At 72.5% G+C, this 20,210-nt stretch carries 14 protein-coding genes; 7 read left to right on the forward strand and 7 right to left on the reverse strand.

Features of this window, described 5'->3' with window-relative positions; genetic code table 11:
- The first annotated feature begins 37 nt into the window (after positions 1-37).
- The 4 genes from trpB (at position 38) to lgt (ending at position 4,229) form a co-directional block, all read left to right on the forward strand.
- Complete coding sequence (gene trpB, locus ABEB03_RS08645; protein WP_345643820.1) at positions 38-1,330, forward strand: tryptophan synthase subunit beta; 1,293 nt, start codon at positions 38-40, stop codon at positions 1,328-1,330.
- Complete coding sequence (trpA, locus tag ABEB03_RS08650) at positions 1,327-2,142, forward strand: tryptophan synthase subunit alpha (RefSeq protein ID WP_345643823.1); 816 nt, start codon at positions 1,327-1,329, stop codon at positions 2,140-2,142. The genes trpB and trpA overlap by 4 nt, the downstream gene beginning before the upstream one ends.
- Before the next feature lie 134 nt (positions 2,143-2,276).
- The gene (locus ABEB03_RS08655; protein WP_345643826.1) at positions 2,277-3,056 is read left to right on the forward strand and encodes a DsbA family protein; all 780 of its coding nucleotides are present in this window, start codon (positions 2,277-2,279) and stop codon (positions 3,054-3,056) included.
- A 120-nt stretch (positions 3,057-3,176) separates the two neighbouring features.
- A complete protein-coding gene (lgt, locus tag ABEB03_RS08660; RefSeq protein WP_345643829.1) occupies positions 3,177-4,229 on the forward strand; it encodes a prolipoprotein diacylglyceryl transferase in 1,053 nt (350 codons plus the stop codon).
- Between the two features lie 70 nt (positions 4,230-4,299).
- Here the strand turns inward: lgt and ABEB03_RS08665 are convergent, their stop codons facing one another.
- The 7 genes from ABEB03_RS08665 to ABEB03_RS08695 all read right to left on the reverse strand — a co-directional run bounded on the left by ABEB03_RS08665 (position 4,300) and on the right by ABEB03_RS08695 (position 12,716).
- Positions 4,300-5,136 (reverse strand): HpcH/HpaI aldolase/citrate lyase family protein, encoded by an 837-nt coding sequence (locus tag ABEB03_RS08665; RefSeq protein ID WP_345643832.1) that lies wholly within the window; start codon positions 5,134-5,136, stop codon positions 4,300-4,302.
- Complete coding sequence (locus ABEB03_RS08670) at positions 5,133-6,425, reverse strand: CaiB/BaiF CoA transferase family protein (RefSeq protein WP_345643835.1); 1,293 nt, start codon at positions 6,423-6,425, stop codon at positions 5,133-5,135. Before ABEB03_RS08670 ends, ABEB03_RS08665 begins: the two co-directional genes overlap by 4 nt.
- Entirely contained in the window at positions 6,422-7,333 is a 912-nt protein-coding gene (gene rbsK / locus ABEB03_RS08675) for a ribokinase (protein WP_345643838.1), read from the reverse strand. Before rbsK ends, ABEB03_RS08670 begins: the two co-directional genes overlap by 4 nt.
- Entirely contained in the window at positions 7,330-8,724 is a 1,395-nt protein-coding gene (locus ABEB03_RS08680) for an ADP-ribosylglycohydrolase family protein (protein ID WP_345643841.1), read from the reverse strand. Before ABEB03_RS08680 ends, rbsK begins: the two co-directional genes overlap by 4 nt.
- Positions 8,721-9,881 carry an ADP-ribosylglycohydrolase family protein gene (locus ABEB03_RS08685; protein WP_345643844.1) on the reverse strand — a complete coding sequence of 387 codons (1,161 nt, stop codon included), beginning with the start codon at positions 9,879-9,881 and terminating at the stop codon, positions 8,721-8,723. Before ABEB03_RS08685 ends, ABEB03_RS08680 begins: the two co-directional genes overlap by 4 nt.
- A gap of 7 nt (positions 9,882-9,888) precedes the next feature.
- Positions 9,889-11,199, reverse strand: coding sequence for an ADP-ribosylglycohydrolase family protein (locus ABEB03_RS08690; protein WP_345644188.1), 1,311 nt, complete (start codon positions 11,197-11,199; stop codon positions 9,889-9,891).
- Positions 11,200-11,468: 269 nt separating this feature from the next.
- A complete protein-coding gene (locus tag ABEB03_RS08695; protein WP_345643847.1) occupies positions 11,469-12,716 on the reverse strand; it encodes an ADP-ribosylglycohydrolase family protein in 1,248 nt (415 codons plus the stop codon).
- Positions 12,717-12,990: 274 nt separating this feature from the next.
- Between ABEB03_RS08695 and ABEB03_RS08700 the strand changes: the two genes are divergently transcribed.
- From ABEB03_RS08700 to ABEB03_RS08710, 3 genes are all read left to right on the forward strand, one after another.
- On the forward strand, positions 12,991-13,722 hold the full coding sequence (locus tag ABEB03_RS08700) for a VIT1/CCC1 transporter family protein (protein WP_345643850.1): 732 nt from the start codon (positions 12,991-12,993) through the stop codon (positions 13,720-13,722).
- 369 nt (positions 13,723-14,091) lie between these two features.
- Positions 14,092-18,684 (forward strand): glutamate synthase large subunit, encoded by a 4,593-nt coding sequence (gltB, locus tag ABEB03_RS08705; protein ID WP_345643853.1) that lies wholly within the window; start codon positions 14,092-14,094, stop codon positions 18,682-18,684.
- Complete coding sequence (locus ABEB03_RS08710; protein ID WP_345643855.1) at positions 18,677-20,137, forward strand: glutamate synthase subunit beta; 1,461 nt, start codon at positions 18,677-18,679, stop codon at positions 20,135-20,137. The genes gltB and ABEB03_RS08710 overlap by 8 nt, the downstream gene beginning before the upstream one ends.
- Positions 20,138-20,210 lie beyond the last annotated feature (73 nt).

Raw genomic sequence — 20,210 nt, forward strand, 5'->3', positions numbered from 1 at the left:
CCTTCAACCGGGGCGACAGCCCCTGCGAGGTAATCGCATGCCCAGCGAGTTCTTCATTCCCGACCCGGAGGGTCGAGTTCCCAGCGCCGAGGGCTACTTCGGCGCGTTCGGCGGCAAGTTCATCCCGGAGGCGCTCGTCGCCGCCGTGGACGAGGTCGCCGTCGAGTACGACAAGGCGAAGGCGGACCCCGAGTTCGCCCGCGAGCTCGACGACCTGCTCGTCCACTACACCGGGCGGCCGAGTTCGCTCACCGAGGTGCCCCGGTTCGCCGAGCACGCGGGAGGCGCCCGCGTCTTCCTGAAGCGGGAGGACCTCAACCACACCGGCTCCCACAAGATCAACAATGTGCTCGGCCAGGCCCTGCTGACCAAGCGGATGGGCAAGACGCGCGTCATCGCGGAGACGGGCGCCGGCCAGCACGGCGTCGCCACCGCGACCGCCTGCGCGCTCTTCGGTCTCGAATGCACCATCTACATGGGCGAGATCGACACCCAACGCCAGGCGCTGAACGTGGCCCGGATGCGGATGCTCGGCGCCGAGGTCATCGCCGTGAAGTCCGGCAGCCGCACCCTCAAGGACGCCATCAACGAGGCGTTCCGCGACTGGGTCGCCAACGTCGACCGCACCCACTACCTCTTCGGCACCGTCGCGGGCCCCCACCCCTTCCCGGCCATGGTGCGCGACTTCCACCGGGTCATCGGCGTCGAGGCGCGGCGGCAGATCCTGGAGCGCGCCGGACGCCTCCCCGACGCCGCCGTCGCCTGCGTCGGCGGCGGCTCCAACGCCATCGGGCTCTTCCATGCCTTCATCCCGGACGCGGACGTCCGCCTGATCGGCTGCGAGCCCGCCGGGCACGGGGTGGAGACCGGAGAGCACGCCGCGACCCTGACCGCCGGCGAGCCCGGCATCCTGCACGGATCGCGGTCGTACGTCCTCCAGGACGAGGAGGGGCAGATCACCGAGCCCTACTCGATCTCGGCCGGACTCGACTACCCCGGCATCGGCCCCGAGCACTCCTACCTCAAGGACAGCGGCCGGGGCGAGTACCGCGCCGTCACCGACGACGCGGCCATGCAGGCGCTGCGCCTGCTCTCCCGCACCGAGGGGATCATCCCGGCCATCGAGAGCGCCCACGCGCTCGCGGGGGCCCTGGAGGTCGGCAGGGAGCTGGGCAGGGACGGGCTGATCGTCGTCAATCTGTCCGGCCGCGGCGACAAGGACATGGACACGGCCGCCCGCTACTTCGGCCTGTACGACGAAGGCACCGACGCGGTCGTCCCCGCGGACGCGGCCGGCGAGAACGCCGAGATCGAGGGGGACGCCAAGTGAGCGGCAACATCCAGCTGTTGAGTGACACCCTCGCCGGCGCGAAGGCGGAGGGGCGCTCCGCCCTCATCGCCTACCTGCCGGCCGGGTTCCCGACCGTCGACGGCGGCATCGCCGCGATCAAGGCCGTCTTCGAGGGCGGCGCGGACGTCGTCGAGGTGGGCCTGCCGCACAGCGACCCCGTCCTTGACGGCCCCGTCATCCAGACCGCCGACGACATCGCCCTGCGCGGCGGCGTCAAGATCGCCGACGTGATGCGGACGGTCCGGGAGGCCTTCGAGGCGACCGGGAAGCCCGTCCTCGTGATGACGTACTGGAACCCCATCGACCGCTACGGCGTCGAGCGCTTCACCGCCGAGCTCGCCGAGGCGGGCGGCGCGGGCTGCATCCTGCCCGACCTGCCCGTCCAGGAGTCGGCGCTGTGGAGGGAACACGCCGAGAAGCACGGCCTCGCGACCGTCTTCGTCGTCGCGCCCAGCAGCAAGGACGCCCGGCTCGCCGAGATCACCGCGGCGGGCAGCGGTTTCGTGTACGCCGCCTCGCTGATGGGCGTCACCGGCACCCGCGAGTCGGTGGGCGCCCAGGCGCAGGACCTGGTGCGGCGTACCCGCGCCACCACCGAGCTGCCCGTCTGCGTCGGCCTCGGCGTCTCCAACGCGACCCAGGCCGCCGAGGTGGCCGGGTTCGCCGACGGTGTGATCGTCGGCTCGGCGTTCGTGCAGCGGATGCTGGACGCGCCGGACGAGGCCGCAGGTCTCGACGCCGTGCGCGCCCTCGCGGGCGACCTCGCCGAGGGCGTGCGCAAGAAGGCGTGAGGCCGGCACCGGGGGAGTCGGCGGAGCTGTCGCACCGGCCCCCGACAGGTGCGTAACGGACAATCCGCTCACTCGAAGGGGTGGACCTGGGACCGGGGAGGCGCGCTGCGCCTCCCCGGTTCGTTCTGCCGGATGTGAGCGAGAACAACCGTGACGTAAAGCGCAATGCCCGCGAGCGGCTGGCGGTCGAGCGAGAGAAGCAAAAGGCCGCGGAGAAGCGCCGGCGCGCGCTGATCGTGGGGGCGTCGGTGGTCTGCGTCCTGGCCCTTGCCGCGGTGGTCGGCGTCCTGGCCGCCAACTCCGGCAAGGAGACGAAGAAGACCGACACGGCGGGACCGGCCGTGTCGCCGTCGGGAGCCACCGGCAAGGACGGTCTCGCCATCCCCGTCGGGAAGGACGGCGCCAAGTCGACCCTCACGGTGTGGGAGGACTTCCGCTGCCCCGCCTGCCAGGCCTTCGAGGCCATGTACCGGCCCACGATCCATGAGCTGGTCGACGCCGGACAGCTGAAGGTCGAGTACCACCTGGTCACCCTCATCGACGGGAACCTGGGCGGCAGCGGCTCCCTGCGCGCGGCGAACGCCGCGGCCTGCGCCCAGGACGCCGGCAAGTTCACCGAGTACCACGACGTGCTCTACGAGAACCAGCCCACGGAGACCGACGACGCCTTCGCCGACAACGCCAAGCTCATCGAGCTGGCGGGCAAGGTCGACGGCCTGGACACCCCGGCCTTCCGCAAGTGCGTCAATGACGGGACGCACGACAGCTGGGTCGTGAAGTCGAACACCGCCTTCCAGAACAACGGTCTGCACTCGACCCCGACCGTGCTGCTGGGCGCGACGAACATCTACGCGGACCAGACGATGACGCCCGCCAAGCTGAAGCAGTTGGTGGAGGCGGAGAACAAGTCCTGAGCTCCCCGCACGCCCGCTGCCCCCGGCCCGCCGCCCGGCCCGGGGGCAGCCGCACGTTATGGACCCGTTGCCGGGCTGCTTGCCTCAGGTGAGGTCCGGCACGGTAGCGTCGACCCTGCCATGGAACTTGCCTTCATTCCCAGCCCGTCGCGCAGTGTGCTGCATCTCGGCCCCATTCCGCTGCGCGGGTACGCGTTCTGCATCATCATCGGCGTCTTCGTGGCCGTCTGGCTCGGCAACAAGCGCTGGATCGCCCGGGGCGGGCGATCCGGCACCGTTGCCGACATCGCGGTCTGGGCCGTCCCCTTCGGTCTCCTCGGAGGCCGGCTCTATCACGTGATCACGGACTACGAGCTGTACTTCAGCGAGGGCCGTGACTGGGTGGACGCCTTCAAGGTGTGGGAGGGCGGGCTCGGCATCTGGGGTGCCATCGCGCTCGGCGCGGTCGGCGCCTGGATCGGCTGCCGCCGCCGCGGCATCCCGCTGCCCGCGTACGCCGACGCCATCGCCCCCGGCATCGCCTTCGCGCAGGCCATCGGGCGCTGGGGCAACTGGTTCAACCAGGAGCTGTACGGCAAGGCCACGGACCTGCCCTGGGCGCTGCACATCACCTCCTCCGCGGACGGCCGCGTCCCGGGCTACTACCACCCGACGTTCCTGTACGAGTCGCTGTGGTGCATCGGCGTCGGTCTCCTGGTCATCTGGGCCGACCGCCGCTTCCAGCTCGGTCACGGGCGGGCCTTCGCGCTGTACGTCGCCGCCTACTGCGTGGGCCGCGGCTGGATCGAGTACATGCGCGTCGACGACGCCCACCACATCCTCGGCCTGCGTCTGAACGACTGGACCGCGATGGTGGTCTTCCTGCTCGCGGTGCTGTACATCGTGATCTCCGCGCGCCGCCGTCCGGGCCGGGAGGCCGTCGTGGAGCCGGGCGCGGACACCCCCGCCGACAAGGACGGCGAGACCGCCGCGGCCACCGAGGCCTCCGGCAAGGACACGGACGTCTCCGGCAAGGAGGTCTCCGGCAAGGACGCGGACTCCGCCGACCGGGCGAATCCCGCCGACGCGGACGCCGACCGCCCCGGCGAGTCCGGCTCCGCCGAGGACACCGACGTCGTCGAGGACGTCGAGCCGGCGACCGCCGACGAGGCGGGGTCGGCCAAGAAGGGCTGACCTTCCGTACCCCGAAGGGGGCGCCGCGTCCGGGACGCGGCGCCCCCTTCGTATGCCGGGCAAGGGCCCGCTACGTCAGACGGCGCGCCAGCGCGAGGGTGCGATGGGCGGCCATCACCACCGCCGCGTCGACGAACCGGCCGTCGGGCAGGGCCTGGGCGCCCGCGTCGCTCTCGGCGGCCTTGACGACGGCCTCGGCCGAGTCGATCTCCGCCGGGGTGGGGCGGTAGGCCTGCTCGATGATGGGCAGCTGGCGGGGATGGATGGCCGCGCGCCCGAGGAAACCGAGTGAGCGGCCATGCCCGCAGGACGAGGCCAGTCCCTCCACGTCGCGGATGTCCGGGTAGACCGACTGGACGGGCGGGGGCAGGCCCGCCGCACGCGCGGCGACGACCACACGGGCGCGCGACCAGTCCAGGCCGGTGTCGTTGCGGACGCCGAGGTCGGCCCTCAGGTCGGTCTCCCCGATGGCGATGCCGTGCAGTGCCCGGTGCGACGAGGCGATGGCGAAGGCGTGCTCCACGCCGAGCGCCGTCTCCAGCAGCGCGTACAGGGGAATCGCGGCGCCGTCGGCGGGTGTGGCCTCCCGCGCGGCCCGTACGACGTCGAAGGGCGAGGTCACCTTGGGGAGCCGGATGCCGGACAGACCGGGGAGCGGGGAGAGGGTCTTGAGGTCGGTCTCGGTCAGCGGGTTGTCCAGGGCGTTGACGCGGACGTGGACCGGGACGGGCGGCGGATCGCCCAGCAGGTCGGCCGTGGCCTCACGGGCGTACGCCTTGCGGTCCGGGGCCACCGCGTCCTCCAGGTCGACCAGCACGACGTCCGCTCCGGAGGCCAGGGCCTTGGCGACCACGGCCGGACGGTCCCCCGGGGCGTACAGCCAGGTGAGGGGGAACTCCGCGGTCACAGAGCGCCCTCCGCCCGCAGCGCGCCGATCTCCGCCCCGGTCAGACCGAGCTCGGTGAGGACCCGCTCCGTGTCCGCGCCGTGCGGGCGGCCCGCCCAGTGGATCGCGCCCGGCGTGCCGGAGAGCCGGAAGAGGACGTTCTGCATGCGCAGCGGTCCCAGGTCGGGGTCGTCGAGGGTGGTCACGGTGTCCAGCGCCGCGTACTGCGGGTCGGTCATCACGTCCCGCACGTCCTGGACGGGGGCCACCGCGGCCTCCGCCTTCTCGAAGGCCTCCAGGACCTCGGTGCGGTCGTGCCGGCCGATCCACGAGCCGACCGCCTCGTCCAGGACGTCCGCGTGCCGTGCCCGGTCCGCGCCTGTCGCGAACCACGGCTCGTCGATCAGGTCCGGGCGTCCGACCAGCCGCATCACCCGCTCCGCGATCGACTGCGCCGACGTGGAGACCGCCACCCAGGAGCCGTCCGCCGTGCGGTAGGTGTTGCGGGGGGCGTTGTTCGCGGAACGGTTCCCGGTGCGCGGCTGGACGTGGCCGAGCTGGTCGTACCAGATGGGCTGCGGGCCGAGGACGGTCAGGATCGGTTCGATGATCGCCATGTCGATGACCTGGCCCTCGCCGGTGCGGTCGCGGGCCCGCAGCGCGGTCATCACGGCGTACGCCGTCGCCAGGCCCGCGATCGAGTCGGCGAGCCCGAAGGGCGGCAGGACCGGCGGCGCGTCCGGCTCACCGGTGACCGCGGCGAAGCCGCTCATCGCCTCGGCGAGCGTGCCGAAGCCGGGGCGGTGCGCGTACGGGCCGAACTGACCGAACGCGGTGACCCGGGCCAGCAGCAGGCGGGGGTTGGCGGCCGACAGTTCGTCCCAGCCCAGGTCCCACTTCTCCAGCGTGCCGGGGCGGAAGTTCTCGACGATCACGTCCGCGGTGGCGGCGAGCCGGAGCAGGGTCGCGCGGCCGCCGCGCTTGGACAGGTCCAGCGTGATCGTGTGCTTGTTGCGGCCGAGGAGCTTCCACCACAGGCCGACGCCGTCCTTGGACGGGCCGTGGCCTCGCGACGGATCCGGTTTGGCCGGATGCTCCACCTTGATGACCTCCGCGCCGAAGTCGCCGAGCATGGTGGCGGCCAGCGGCCCGGCGAAGAGGGTGGCGAGGTCCAGGACGCGCAGCCCGGCGAGTGGGCCGTCGCGTTCCGGTCGGACGCCCGAGCGATGCGCCGGTCCTGTGCGCTCCTGGTGCGCGCTCGCCGGACCGGTGCCGCGCGGGCCCTCCGGACGGGCCGGGCGCGCGGTCATGAGCGCGCACCGTTCGACTGCGCGGCCTGGGCGTCGATCTCCGAGCGGTACGGCATCGACGAGGAGGCCCCCGGCCGCTGCACCGAGAGCGCCGCGGCCGCCGACGCCCAGACGAGCGCCTCCGGCATCTCCCGGCCCTCGGCGAGCGCCACGGCCAGGGTGCCCGCGAAGGTGTCGCCCGCACCGGTCGAGTCCACGGCGGTCACCCGGGGAGCGGACACGGTGAGGGGTCGTGCGCCCCGGGCCGCGTACAGGCTGCCCGCCGCGCCCAGGGTGACGACGACCTGCGGGACCTGTTCGAGCAGGGCGGCGGCGGCCTCGTACGGGTCGGTGACGCCGGTGAGCGCGGCGGCTTCGTGCTCGTTGGGCAGCAACAGGTCGATGGCACCGAGCAGTTCGGCTGCCAGGGGCTGGGCGGGGGAGGGGGTCAGGATCGTGCGGACGCCGTGCCGGCGCGCGGCCCGGGCGCCCGCGACGACCGCGTCGAGCGGGATCTCCAGCTGGAGCAGGAGGGCGTCGGCGGTGGCGATGAGTCCCTCGTCGCCGGGGGCGAGGGCGGTGACCGTGCCGTTGGCACCGGGGACGACGACGATGGCGTTGCCGCCCTCGTCGTCGACGACGATGTGTGCGGTGCCCGACGGGCCCTCGGTGGTACGCAGGTGGTCGGTGTCCACGCCCGAGTGCTCCAGCGTGGACCGTAGCTGGCTGCCGAAGGCGTCCGCGCCCACCGCGCCGATCAGCGAGACGTCGGCGCCCGCGTGCGCCGCGGCCACCGCCTGGTTGGCGCCCTTGCCGCCGGGGATCGTACGGAACTCCCGTCCCGTCACGGTCTCCCCGCGCTGCGGGGCCTTGGGGACGTACGCGACGAGGTCCATGTTCGTGCTGCCGAGCACGGCGATGTGGGTCATGGGCGACGGATCTCCCGTTGTGTGAGGTGGGCGAGGGTGTCGAAGCCGATGCCGTCGAAGTCGGCGATCGAGGTGGCGAGCCGGTTCTTCAGGGGGCTGGTCCAGCGGTCGGGCAGGGCCAGGGGGTCGCCCGCGAGGAGGCCCGCGACGCTGCCGGCCGTCGCGCCGTTCGAGTCGGTGTCCCAGCCGCCCGACACCGCCCGGCAGATGGAGCCGGTGAAGTCGCCGTCCGCGTGGGTGAGGGCGGCGGCGATCAGGGCGGTGTTGGGCACGGCGTGCACCCAGTGGCAGTCGTGGTGGACGGCGTGCAGTTCGTCGACGACCGTGTCGAAGTCGTCCGTCGTCCGGGCGAGCCGGACGGCGTGCCGGACCGCGCGGGCCAGTCGGGAGCCGGGCGGCACGACGGTCAGTCCGGTGCCGAGACACCGGTGGACGTCGCTCGTCCCGTCGGCCGCCTCGGCGACGACCGCCGCCGTGAACATCGCCGCGTAGACGCCGTTGGCGGTGTGGGTGAGGGTGGCGTCCCGGTGCGCCTGTGCCGCGGCGGCGCCCGGATCACCGGGGTTGGTCCAGCCGTGCACGTCGGCGCGGATCAGCGCGCCGATCCACTCGCGGAACGGGTTGCGGTGGCGGGCCGTCCGCGGGGGTTCGACACCGGACAGGAGGTTGCGGTAGGCGACGCGTTCCGCGGTGAACGTACGGCCCGCGGGGAGTTCGTCCAGCCAGAGCCGGGCCACGTCCGCGGTGGTGAACCGCCTGCCGTGCCGTTGCAGCAACAGGAGGTTCAGGAGCGGGTAGTTGAGGTCGTCGTCCTCCGGCATGCCGTCGATGTTCTCGGCGAGGGAAGTGGGCGCGGAGCGCTTGTTCCAGGGGTACGCCTCCTTGAGGTGCCCGGGCAGTCCGCGCGCCGTGAACCAGGTGTGCAGGGGCCAGTTCCCGGTGGCCCGGGCCAGCTCCCGGATGCCCCGCAGGGGCAGCTTCTCCACCGGTTTGCCCAGCAGGCAGCCGACCGCCCTGCCGAGCCAGGCCGCTTCGAGGCGGGCTTGGTCGGGGACCGGTGGCGGCACCGGTGGTGGCGCCGGCCAGTCCGCGCAGTGGGCCCTGATCCTCGTCAGGCCGGTGGGCTCCTGGTGCGCCGACGTGCTGGGCAGGTCCGCCAGTTCGTCGAGCAGGTCTTCGGCCAGGACCCGCAGGTACGGGGAGACGGGGGTCGGGGAGGAGCCCGCGCGCAGCGGGGCCTCGGGGCCGCCCGCCGCGCGCCAGCGGGCCGCGACGGCCGCGGGGGAGCGGCCGTCCTGGGCCGCCTGGTGCAGTTCGTGGCCGAGGAGGTCCTCGGGCTGGACCCAGGTCAGCCGGAGCGCCTGCGCCGGCGGCCCGGCGGAGCCGGTCACCGTGGTCCCGCCAGAGCCGCGTACGCCGATTCGTGGGCCCGGCGGCGGCGCACGTCCCGCTCGAAGATCTCCCGGGTCACCTCCGCGAGCGTCCTGGCCGGGCCGTCCAGGTCGAGGCGGCTGGACTCCGCCACGGTCTTCGCCCAGTCGTGCGGGACCTCGGCACCGAGGGCGCCCGCGAGGGCCCCGGCCATGGTGGCGATGGAGTCGCAGTCGCGTCCGTAGTTGACCGCGCCGAGGACCGCGTGCCGGTAGTCGCCGCCGGCGACCACCAACATGCCGAGGGCGACGGGGAGTTCCTCGATGGAGTGCAGTCGTGACGGGCGGCGGGCGCCCAGCGACGGGGCACGGTAGTCGGGGCCGACGGTGTCGTAGGGGGCCACCGCCTCGCGGAGCGGGGCCAGCGCGGACTCGAAGTCCGTGTGGCGGGCGGCGACTTCGCAGACCGCCTCGACGGCGTCGCGGGTACCGTCCTTCGCCAGAGCCAGGCAGGTGTCGACCACCGCGGCGGGAGTCGCCCCGGGGGCGCAGGCCGCCGCGACCGCCGCGGCGAAGACGCCCGCGGCCTCGCGGCCGTACGACGACTGGTGGGCGCCGGCGACGTCGAGTGCCTCGGCGTACGCGGCGGCCGGGTTCGCCGCGTTGACCAGGCCGACCGGGGCCATGTACATCGCCGCACCGCAGTTGACGATGTTGCCGGTGCCGGCCTCGCGTGGGTCCACGTGGCCGTAGTGCAGACGGGCCACCAGCCACTTCTCCGCGAGGAAGATCCGTTGCAGCGGGAGTGCCTCGGCCTCCAGCTCGGGGACCCAGCGGGGGGTGCCCATGAGGTCGGGCACCAGGTGCTCGGCGACGGAGTACGCGTCGAGGTGGTCGCGGACGGTGGCGTACACCCGTACCAGCGCATGGGTCATCAAGGTGTCGTCGGTGACGTGTCCGTCGCCCTTGTGGTACGGGGCGATGGGGCGGGCGGTGCGCCACGCGTCGCCGTTCCAGGGGCCGACGATGCCGTGCACCCGGCCGCCGTGGCGTTCGGTGATCTGCTCGGGGGAGTACCCCTCGACGGGGCCGCCGAGCGCGTCGCCGACGGCGGCTCCGACGAGGGCTCCGGTGATCCGTTCGTCGAGGGTTCCCGTTCCTTCTCCTTTGGGCGTCATGCCCGAATCATCCCTCTGGGTGGGCCAGTTCCGTCGCTTCGAGCAGATCGGCGAGTCCGATGAGGTCCGTCCCGGTCAGCCGGGGCAGCGCGCAGCCGGAAAGCGTGCGGCAGGCGTCGCGCCAGGAGGCGGGGATCGCCGCACCTCCTCCGAGTGCGCCGGTCAGCGCGCCCGCGAGCGCCGGGGCGGAGTCGGCGACCCGGGACAGACAGGCGGCGGCCGGTACCGCCTCGGCGATCCGGCCGCGCGCGGCGGTGGCCAGGGCGAGGGCCACCGGGACGGTCTCGGCGGCGGCGATGCCGTAGCTGTACACGTGATCCACGATCTGGTGTTCCAGTAGCGGGACCAGGGCGAACGTGCCCTCGCTGGCACGCGCGAGGGTGAGCGCGTGCCGGGCGTTGCGGCCGATCTCCGTCGACTCGGGGAGTTCCGCGAGCGCGGCGTCCGCGCAGGCGTCGACGTCGGCCCCGGCGAGGGCCAGCGCCAGTGCCGCCGCCATCGCCCGCGCGCCGTGCACACCGTCGCCGTCCTGGGTGTAGCGGGCATCGAACTCCGCGAGTTCGGCGGCGAGTCGGGGGTCGCCCGGGTGGGCCACGGCCAGCACGCAGGCCCGGACGCAGGCCGCGTCGTCGAAGTAGTGCGGATTGTCGTGGCCGGTGGCCGGCGGGCGCAGTCCGGTGGCGAGGTTGCCGAGCCCGGCCCGTACGGAGATCCGGGCGCGCAGCGGGAGCAGCGCGGACTCGACCTCCGGGGCGCGTTCCGCGGCGGCGGCCACCTCACTGGCGATCGCGTTCCACGACAGGTCGATGGACGCCCGCATCCGCCGCTCCCGGCTCAGGTCGCCGAGCGCGGCGCCCTCCCCGGCGCGCAGTACGGCCTCCGCCGCGAACGCCGCCCACTCCGCGTCGTCCGACGGGCCGAGCCTGAGCGGCTCCGGCGGCTGGTTGAGCGCGATCGGAACGGGCAGCGTCGTGGTCGCGTTCTGCTCGGCGAACGTGTCCAGCTCCCGGGTCAGCCGCCGTGTCCACTCGGGCATCCGCGCGGCCCGGTGCCGGGCCGCGGGCCATCCCGCCGCGTCGCCCGCGGCGAGCCCGAGGAGCAGCCCCTCGATGCGACGGATGCGCGGCCGCCGTGCCACGCCCGCACCGATCTCGCAGCCGGGCTCTGCAGCGGGGTCTTCCACGACGACGATCCGCACCGCGCCGTCGGAGCGCTCGGACACCGCGGGTGCGGGGGTGGTCTCCCGGGCGGCGACGGGTGCGGTGATGATCTCCGGCGCGGCGAGAGGCGCCGGGCTGGTCTCCGGAACGGCCGGCAGCGCGGGAGCGGTCTCCGGGACGGGAACGGGTGCCGTGGTGACCTCTCGGACGGCAACAGGTGCCGTGGTGATCTCCGGGACGGCGAGGGGTGCCGGGGTGGTGTCCGGCGCGGCGGGTGGCGCGGGTGTGGGGTCCGGGGTGGTTCCCGCTGCGGCCGTCGCCGGAGGTGTGGCCTTCGGAGTGGAGGGCGTGGGCGTCGTCGCCGGGGCGGACGCCGCGCCCTCGCCGCCCGCGCGTTCCGCGGGCTCGTCTCCGACCAGGCCGGGCCTCACGGGCGCGCCTCCTCGTCCTCGGCGGCCGGCACGTAGGCGTCGGCGTACACGTCGGCGCCGGGGGGCGGGCACGGGTGCGGGGCCGTGGGCGGACGTCCGCCCGGGGACGTCGGCGGGCGCCTGCCCGCGGTGGTGAGCGGGCGCCGGCCGGAGAGCGGTGGCAGGTACGCCCCCGGTTCCAGCGGAGGACACTCGCCCCCGGCACCGGCCTCGCTCCGCGCACGCCCCTGGGGACCCCACTTGCCCGCGTCCTCCGGCGTCAGCAGCTCCGCCACGTCCAGGACATGGTGGCCCTTCATGGAGGGCAGGCAACTGCCCCGGGCCGGGCCGATCGCCGCGGCCCAGGCGGCGGGGATCGCCGAGACGCCGCGGGTCGCGCCGGCCAGGGCACCGGCCACCGCGGCCGTGGTGTCGGCGTCGCGGCCCATGTTGACGGCCGTGAGCACGGACTCCTCGAACGCGCCGTCGGCGGCGGCGTACGCGCCGAACGCGAGGGCCACCGCTTCCGGTGCCAGGTCGGTCCAGGGGTAGCCGCCGATGACGACCGCCGAGCGGACCGCCCGCTCGCCCCGGTGGGCGACCGCGACCGCCCGGCGCAGCGAGCGGGCCGTCCAGGAGTCGTCCGGGATCACCGCCAGCGCGGAGGCGACGACCGCGATGGTGTGGGCGCCCGCCATGGCCGCGGCGACACCCGCCGCGACCGCCTGGCCGCCGTAGATGCCCTCGCCGTCGTGGCTCACCGAACCGTCGACGGCCACGAGCCGTGCGGCCTCCGCCGGGCGGCCGGCCGCGAAGACCCCGAAGGGCGCCGCCCGCATCGCCAGCCCGTCGCTCCAGGCGTGCCGGTGCTGGGCCGAGATCGGCGCCGCCAGTCCCCGGCGCAGGTTCTCCAGCGTGCCGCGCTCGCTGAATCCGGCGCCCCGGAACGGGCCCTCGTCGCGGTCGGCGATCCACTGGTGCCAGGCCGCCTCGACATGGGCGACGGTGAGCGCCGAGCCGTGCCGGGCCAGCAGCAGACCCGAGAAGATCGCGTACTCGGTGTCGTCCGTCCCGGCCGGGTGCTCGGTGACGTACCCGGTGATCCGCCCCCATTTCGCGCGGATCTCCGACGGCTTCATGTTCTCGGCGGGCGCGCCCAGCGCGTCCCCGACGGCCAGTCCCAGCAGCGCGCCGCGCGCCCGCTCACGGAGTTCGGCGGCGTCCCCGGGCGCCGGGACCGAGGGAATGCAGGCGATGGAAGCCATACGTGCCTCTCTTCCGAGGACCCCTGCCGGTGCGCGGACTTCGGTGCGCGGAGCCCTTTGCGGATCTGTCCCACATCGGCGGTTGACAAGAGCCTCACGGGCCCCGCTGTCACCCGGTCGACATCTGTGCGTCTCACATCTCGGATGAGCGGAAAGAAGTAAAGCCGCAGGTAAGCCCAGCCTTTCCTTGCTGGCGGGCAGGAATTCCGAGGCGTACTTTGAGGGTTGTCGAAAAGTGGAAACAGTCCAATCAAGCACCGTGGGGGACCCAGGCATGGCCATCATCGAGACCGAAGCGACCCTGCACGAGGCGCACCGCGACAACCACACGCACCGCGATGTCAACGGCGGCTGGCTGCGCCCCGCCGTGTTCGGCGCGATGGACGGGCTCGTCTCGAACCTCGCCCTCATGACCGGCGTCGCCGGCGGCGCCGTCTCCCACCGGACGATCGTGATCACGGGACTCGCGGGGCTCGCCGCAGGCGCCTTCTCGATGGCGGCCGGCGAGTACACCTCCGTCGCCTCGCAGCGCGAACTCGTCGAGGCGGAACTCGACGTGGAGAGAAGGGAGCTGCGCAAGCACCCCAAGGACGAGGAGCGCGAGCTCGCCGACCTGTACGAGGCGCGCGGCGTCGAGCCGGAGCTGGCGCGCGAGGTCGCCCGGCAGCTCTCCCGCGACCCCGAGCAGGCCCTGGAGATCCACGCGCGCGAGGAGCTGGGCATAGACCCGGGCGACCTGCCCTCCCCGTCCGTCGCCGCCGTGTCGAGCTTCGGCTCCTTCGCCCTCGGTGCCCTGCTCCCCGTCCTGCCGTATCTGCTCGGCGCGACGGCCCTGTGGCCGGCGCTGGTGCTCGCGTTCATCGGACTTTTCGCGTGCGGTGCCGTCGTGGCCAAGGTGACCGCCCGGTCCTGGTGGTTCAGCGGGTTGCGGCAGCTCGCTCTCGGTGGCGCGGCGGCCGGTGTGACGTACGCCCTGGGCAGTCTGTTCGGTACCGCCGTAGGATGAGTTGCCGAGCACTTATGCAAGGGACTGCATAAGTAGCCGTTACTCGGCGGTTTCGATTCCTTAACCACCGGGCATGAGCCGTAAGCACCGCAGGCAATGACGCCTGCGCCCGCAACCCTCGTGACGAGCGATGATGCCCGCTGCGAACCGGACCGACGGGCACTGATCTGTCCGCTTAGGTCCCCCTTGATTCCACCGTCTGGCGCGGAACCCCGACCGCGACCCCGCGGTGTCCGCATGTTGGAACGGTGTATCCGGTTTTCGAGAACCACTCCATCATGTAACCTGCGTGAAATTTTGAACCCCCAGCAGAGGGCCAACGTCGTCCCTCGGCAGATGTCATATGCCACGACGACGACGGGAGAGCCGATGCGTACGCCGCGCCAGCCGTCCCAGCACTCCGCGAATGGCCAGAACTGGTCCTTCATGGATGCTCGCCCTGCTGCGCAGGGTATGTACGACCCCCGCAACGAGCGCGACGCCTGTGGCGTCGGCTTCGTGGCCACCCTCACCGGCGAGGCGAGCCACGCGCTGGTCGAGCAGGCGCTCACGGTTCTGCGCAACCTGGAGCACCGCGGCGCGACCGGCTCCGAGCCCGACTCGGGCGACGGCGCCGGCATCCTCTCCCAGGTGCCCGACGCCTTCTTCCGTGAGGTGGCCGGATTCGAGCTGCCCGAGGCCGGCGCCTACGCCGTCGGCATCGCCTTCCTGCCCGAGGACACCGCGGCCGACGCCGTCTCGCAGATCGAGACGATCGCGGGCGACGAGGGTCTGACGGTCCTCGGCTGGCGCGAGGTCCCGGTCGCCCCCGAGCTGCTCGGTGCCACCGCTCGCTCCACGATGCCCGCCTTCCGGCAGATCTTCGTGGCCGACGGTGCCAGCACGGGCATCGACCTCGACCGCAAGGCATTCGTGCTGCGCAAGCGCGCCGAGCGCGAGGCCGGCGTCTACTTCCCGTCGCTGTCCGCGCGGACCATCGTCTACAAGGGCATGCTGACCACCGGCCAGCTGGAGCCCTTCTTCCCGGACCTGTCCGACCGCCGCTTCGCCTCCGCGATCGCGCTCGTGCACTCCCGGTTCTCCACCAACACCTTCCCGAGCTGGCCGCTCGCCCACCCGTACCGCTTCGTCGCGCACAACGGCGAGATCAACACGGTCAAGGGCAACCGCAACTGGATGCGCGCCCGCGAGTCCCAGCTCGTCTCCGACCTGTTCGGCGACAAGGGCCTGGAGCGGATCTTCCCCGTCTGCACTCCGGACGCGTCCGACTCGGCCTCCTTCGACGAGGTGCTCGAACTCCTGCACCTCGGCGGCCGTTCCCTCCCGCACTCCGTGCTGATGATGATCCCGGAAGCGTGGGAGAACCACGACTCCATGGACCCGGCCCGCCGCGCCTTCTACCAGTTCCACTCCACGATGATGGAGCCCTGGGACGGCCCGGCCTGTGTCACCTTCACCGACGGCACCCAGGTCGGCGCGGTCCTCGACCGCAACGGCCTGCGCCCCGGCCGCTACTGGGTCACCGACGAGGGCCTCGTCGTCCTCGGCTCCGAGGTCGGTGTCCTCGACATCGACCCCGCCAAGGTCGTCCGCAAGGGCCGTCTCCAGCCCGGCAGGATGTTCCTCGTCGACACCGTCGAGCACCGCATCATCGAGGACGACGAGATCAAGGCCGATCTCGCCGCCGAGAACCCGTACGCGGAGTGGCTGGAAGCCGGCGAGATCGAGCTCTCCGACCTGCCCGAGCGCGAGCACATCGTGCACACCCACGCCTCGGTCACGCGCCGTCAGCAGACCTTCGGCTACACCGAGGAAGAGCTCCGCGTCATCCTCGCGCCGATGGCCAAGGCCGCCGCCGAGCCGATCGGCTCGATGGGCACGGACTCGCCGATCGCCGCCCTCTCGCAGCGTCCGCGTCTGCTCTTCGACTACTTCACCCAGCTGTTCGCGCAGGTCACCAACCCGCCGCTGGACGCGATCCGTGAAGAGCTGGTCACCTCCCTGCGCTCCTCGCTGGGCCCGCAGGGCAACCTGCTGGACCCGACGGCCGCCTCCTGCCGCTCGGTCACCCTGCCCTTCCCGGTGATCGACAACGACGAGCTGGCCAAGCTCATCCACATCAACGCCGACGGCGACATGCCCGGCATGAAGGCCGCGACCCTCTCCGGCCTCTACCGGGTCTCCGGCGGCGGCGACGCGCTGGCCGCGCGGATCGAGGAGATCTGCGCCGAGGCCGACGCCGCCATCGAGAACGGCGCCCGGCTGATCGTCCTGTCGGACCGCCACTCGGACGCCGAGCACGCGCCGATCCCGTCGCTGCTGCTCACCGCGGCCGTCCACCATCACCTCATCCGCACCAAGCAGCGCACCCATGTGGGCCTGCTGGTCGAGGCCGGTGACGTCCGCGAGGTCCACCACGTCGCCCTGCTCATCGGCTTCGGCGCCGCGGCGGTCAACCCGTACCTGGCGATGGAGTCCGTCGAGGACCTCGTCCGCGCGGGCACCTTCCTGTCCGGCATCGAGTCCGAGCAGGCCATCCGCAACCTGATCTACGCGCTCGGCAAGGGCGTCCTCAAGGTCATGTCCAAGATGGGCATCTCCACCGTCGCCTCCTACCGCGGCGCCCAGGTCTTCGAGGCCGTCGGCCTGGACGAGGCCTTCGTCGAGAAGTACTTCAACGGCACGGCGACGAAGATCGGCGGCGCCGGTCTCGACGTCATCGCCAAGGAGGTCGCCGCCCGGCACGCCAAGGCCTACCCGGCCTCCGGCATCGCGCCTGCGCACCGTGCCCTCGACATAGGCGGCGAGTACCAGTGGCGCCGCGAGGGCGAGCCGCACCTCTTCGACCCGGAGACGGTCTTCCGCCTCCAGCACGCGACGCGCACCGGCCGCTACGACATCTTCAAGAAGTACACGGACCGGGTGAACGAGCAGTCCGAGCGTCTGATGACGCTCCGCGGCCTGTTCGGCTTCACGTCCGGCCGGCAGCCGATCTCCGTCGACGAGGTCGAGCCCGCCTCCGAGATCGTCAAGCGCTTCTCCACCGGCGCCATGTCGTACGGCTCCATCTCCAAGGAGGCGCACGAGACCCTCGCCATCGCCATGAACCAGCTGGGCGGCAAGTCCAACACCGGTGAGGGCGGCGAGGACCCGGACCGGCTGTACGACCCGGCCCGCCGTTCGTCCATCAAGCAGGTCGCCTCCGGCCGCTTCGGTGTCACGTCCGAGTACCTGGTCAACGCCGACGACATCCAGATCAAGATGGCGCAGGGTGCCAAGCCCGGCGAGGGCGGCCAGCTGCCCGGCCACAAGGTGTACCCCTGGGTCGCCAAGACCCGGCACAGCACCCCGGGCGTGGGCCTCATCTCCCCGCCCCCGCACCACGACATCTACTCCATCGAGGACCTGGCTCAGCTGATCCACGACCTCAAGAACGCCAACCCGCAGGCCCGCATCCACGTGAAGCTGGTCTCCGAGGTCGGCGTCGGCACGGTCGCCGCGGGTGTCTCCAAGGCCCACGCGGACGTCGTCCTGATCTCCGGCCACGACGGCGGTACGGGCGCCTCGCCGCTCACCTCGCTGAAGCACGCCGGTGGCCCCTGGGAGCTCGGCCTCGCCGAGACCCAGCAGACGCTGCTGCTCAACGGCCTGCGCGACCGCATCGTCGTGCAGACCGACGGCCAGCTGAAGACCGGCCGCGACGTCGTCATCGCCGCGCTGCTCGGCGCCGAGGAGTTCGGTTTCGCGACCGCGCCGCTCGTCGTCTCCGGCTGCGTCATGATGCGCGTCTGCCACCTGGACACCTGTCCGGTCGGCATCGCCACCCAGAACCCGGTGCTCCGCGACCGCTTCGCCGGCAAGGCCGAGTACGTGGTGAACTTCTTCCGGTTCATCGCCGAGGAGGTCCGCGAGATCCTCGCCGAGCTGGGCTTCCGCTCCATCGAGGAGGCCGTCGGCCACGCCGAGAACCTCGACGTCACGCGGGCGGTCGACCACTGGAAGGCGCAGGGCCTGGACCTGTCCCCGCTGTTCCACGTGCCCGAGCTGCCCGAGGGCGCGGTACGTCACCAGAGCGTCGCCCAGGACCACGGTCTGGAGAAGGCGCTCGACAACGAGCTGATCAAGCTGGCCGCCGACGCGCTGGCCGCGGACTCCGCGACCGACGCCCAGCCGGTCCGCGCGCAGGTCGCGATCCGCAACATCAACCGCACGGTCGGCACCATGCTCGGCCACGAGGTGACGAAGAAGTTCGGCGGGGCGGGCCTGCCCGACGACACCGTCGACATCACCTTCACGGGATCGGCGGGCCAGTCCTTCGGTGCCTTCCTGCCGCGCGGTGTCACGCTGCGCCTGGAGGGCGACGCCAACGACTACGTCGGCAAGGGCCTCTCCGGTGGCCGGGTGATCGTCCGCCCCGACCGGGGCGCCGACCACCTCGCCGAGTACTCGACGATCGCGGGCAACACCATCGCGTACGGCGCGACGGGCGGTGAGCTCTTCCTGCGCGGCCGCACGGGCGAGCGCTTCTGCGTCCGCAACTCCGGTGCGCTGGTGGTCTCCGAGGGCGTGGGCGACCACGGCTGCGAGTACATGACCGGCGGCCACGCGGTGGTCCTCGGCGAGACGGGCCGCAACTTCGCGGCCGGCATGTCCGGTGGCATCGCGTACGTCATCGACCTCGACCGCGACAACGTCAACGTCGGCAACGTGAACGCCGTCGAGGAACTCGACGACACCGACAAGCAGTGGCTGCACGACGTGGTGCGCCGGCACGCGGAGGAGACCGGCTCCACGGTCGCCGAGAAGCTCCTCGCCGAGTGGTCCGTGTCCGTGGACCGCTTCAGCAAGATCATCCCCAGCACGTACAAGGCAGTGCTCGCCGCCAAGGACGCCGCCGAGCGAGCCGGACTCCCCGAGTCCGAGATCACCGAGAAGATGATGGAGGCGGCGACCAATGGCTGATCCCAAGGGCTTTCTGAACCACGGCCGTGAGGTCGCCCGGTCCCGCCCCGTCGAGGAGCGGGTCCGCGACTGGAACGAGGTCTACGTCCCCGGTTCGCTGCTCCCGATCATCTCCAAGCAGGCGAGCCGCTGCATGGACTGCGGCATCCCGTTCTGCCACAACGGCTGTCCGCTGGGGAACCTGATCCCGGAGTGGAACGACTACGCGTACCGCGAGGACTGGTCGGCCGCGTCCGAGCGCCTGCACGCCACGAACAACTTCCCGGAGTTCACGGGCCGTCTGTGCCCCGCTCCGTGCGAGTCGGCGTGCGTGCTCGGCATCAACCAGCCGGCCGTGACCATCAAGAACGTCGAGGTCTCGATCATCGACAAGGCGTGGGACAGCGGCGACGTCGCGCCCCGCGCCCCCGAGCGGCTGTCCGGCAAGACGGTCGCGGTGATCGGCTCCGGTCCCGCCGGTCTGGCCGCCGCCCAGCAGCTGACCCGGGCCGGCCACACCGTCGCGGTCTACGAGCGCGCCGACCGCGTCGGCGGCCTGCTCCGCTACGGCATCCCCGAGTTCAAGATGGAGAAGCGGCACATCAACCGCCGCATCGAGCAGATGCGCGCGGAGGGCACCCGCTTCCGCACCGGTATCGAGATCGGCCGCGACCTCAAGGCGACGGACCTGCGCAAGCGGTACGACGCCGTGGTCATCGCCGCGGGTGCGACGACCGCCCGCGACCTGCCCGTGCCCGGGCGGGAGCTCAACGGCATCCACCAGGCCATGGAGTACCTGCCGCTGGCCAACAAGGTGCAGGAGGGCGACTACGTGGCGCCCCCGATCAGCGCCGAGGGCAAGCACGTCGTCGTGATCGGCGGCGGCGACACGGGCGCGGACTGCGTGGGCACCGCCCACCGTCAGGGCGCGGCCTCGGTCACGCAGCTGGAGATCATGCCGCGGCCGGGCGAGGAGCGGAACGCGGGCCAGCCCTGGCCCACCTTCCCGATGCTCTACAAGGTCACCTCCGCGCACGAGGAGGGCGGCGAGCGGGTCTACTCCGTCTCGACCACCCACTTCGAGGGCGACGAGGACGGCAACGTCCAGTGGCTGCACCTCTCCGAGGTGGAGTTCGTCGACGGCAAGCTGACGGCCAAGCCGGGCACCGAGCGCAAGATCCCCGCCCAGCTGGTGACGCTGGCCATGGGCTTCACCGGCACGGACGTGGAGAACGGCCTGGTCTCCCAGTTCGGCCTGGAGCTCGACGCCCGCGGCAACATCGCCCGCGACGCCGAGTTCGCGACGAACGTCCCCGGCGTGTACGTCGCCGGTGACGCCGGCCGCGGCCAGTCGCTGATCGTCTGGGCGATCGCCGAGGGCCGCTCGGCCGCCCGCGGGGTGGACCGGTTCCTCACGGGCGCCAGCGACCTCCCGGCCCCGATCCGCCCGACGGACCGCTCGCTGATGGTCTGACCCCCCGAACGGTGACCTGACGGTCACTCATCTGCGTCCCGTACAAAGGCGTACGGAACACAGACGGCGCCTG

The organism is Streptomyces siamensis (assembly GCF_039543605.1).
Lineage (GTDB): Bacteria > Actinomycetota > Actinomycetes > Streptomycetales > Streptomycetaceae > Streptomyces > Streptomyces siamensis.

Excerpts from the sequence above, each read along its gene's own strand:
- trpB (WP_345643820.1), top strand. The coding sequence starts at position 38 with ATGCCCAGCGAGTTCTTCATTCCCGACCCGGAGGGTCGAGTTCCCAGC.
- lgt (WP_345643829.1), top strand. The coding sequence starts at position 3,177 with ATGGAACTTGCCTTCATTCCCAGCCCGTCGCGCAGTGTGCTGCATCTC.
- ABEB03_RS08670 (WP_345643835.1), bottom strand. The coding sequence starts at position 6,425 with ATGACCGCGCGCCCGGCCCGTCCGGAGGGCCCGCGCGGCACCGGTCCG.
- rbsK (WP_345643838.1), bottom strand. The coding sequence starts at position 7,333 with ATGACCCACATCGCCGTGCTCGGCAGCACGAACATGGACCTCGTCGCG.
- ABEB03_RS08685 (WP_345643844.1), bottom strand. The coding sequence starts at position 9,881 with ATGACGCCCAAAGGAGAAGGAACGGGAACCCTCGACGAACGGATCACC.
- ABEB03_RS08695 (WP_345643847.1), bottom strand. The coding sequence starts at position 12,716 with ATGGCTTCCATCGCCTGCATTCCCTCGGTCCCGGCGCCCGGGGACGCC.
- ABEB03_RS08700 (WP_345643850.1), top strand. The coding sequence starts at position 12,991 with ATGGCCATCATCGAGACCGAAGCGACCCTGCACGAGGCGCACCGCGAC.
- gltB (WP_345643853.1), top strand. The coding sequence starts at position 14,092 with ATGCGTACGCCGCGCCAGCCGTCCCAGCACTCCGCGAATGGCCAGAAC.
- ABEB03_RS08710 (WP_345643855.1), top strand. The coding sequence starts at position 18,677 with ATGGCTGATCCCAAGGGCTTTCTGAACCACGGCCGTGAGGTCGCCCGG.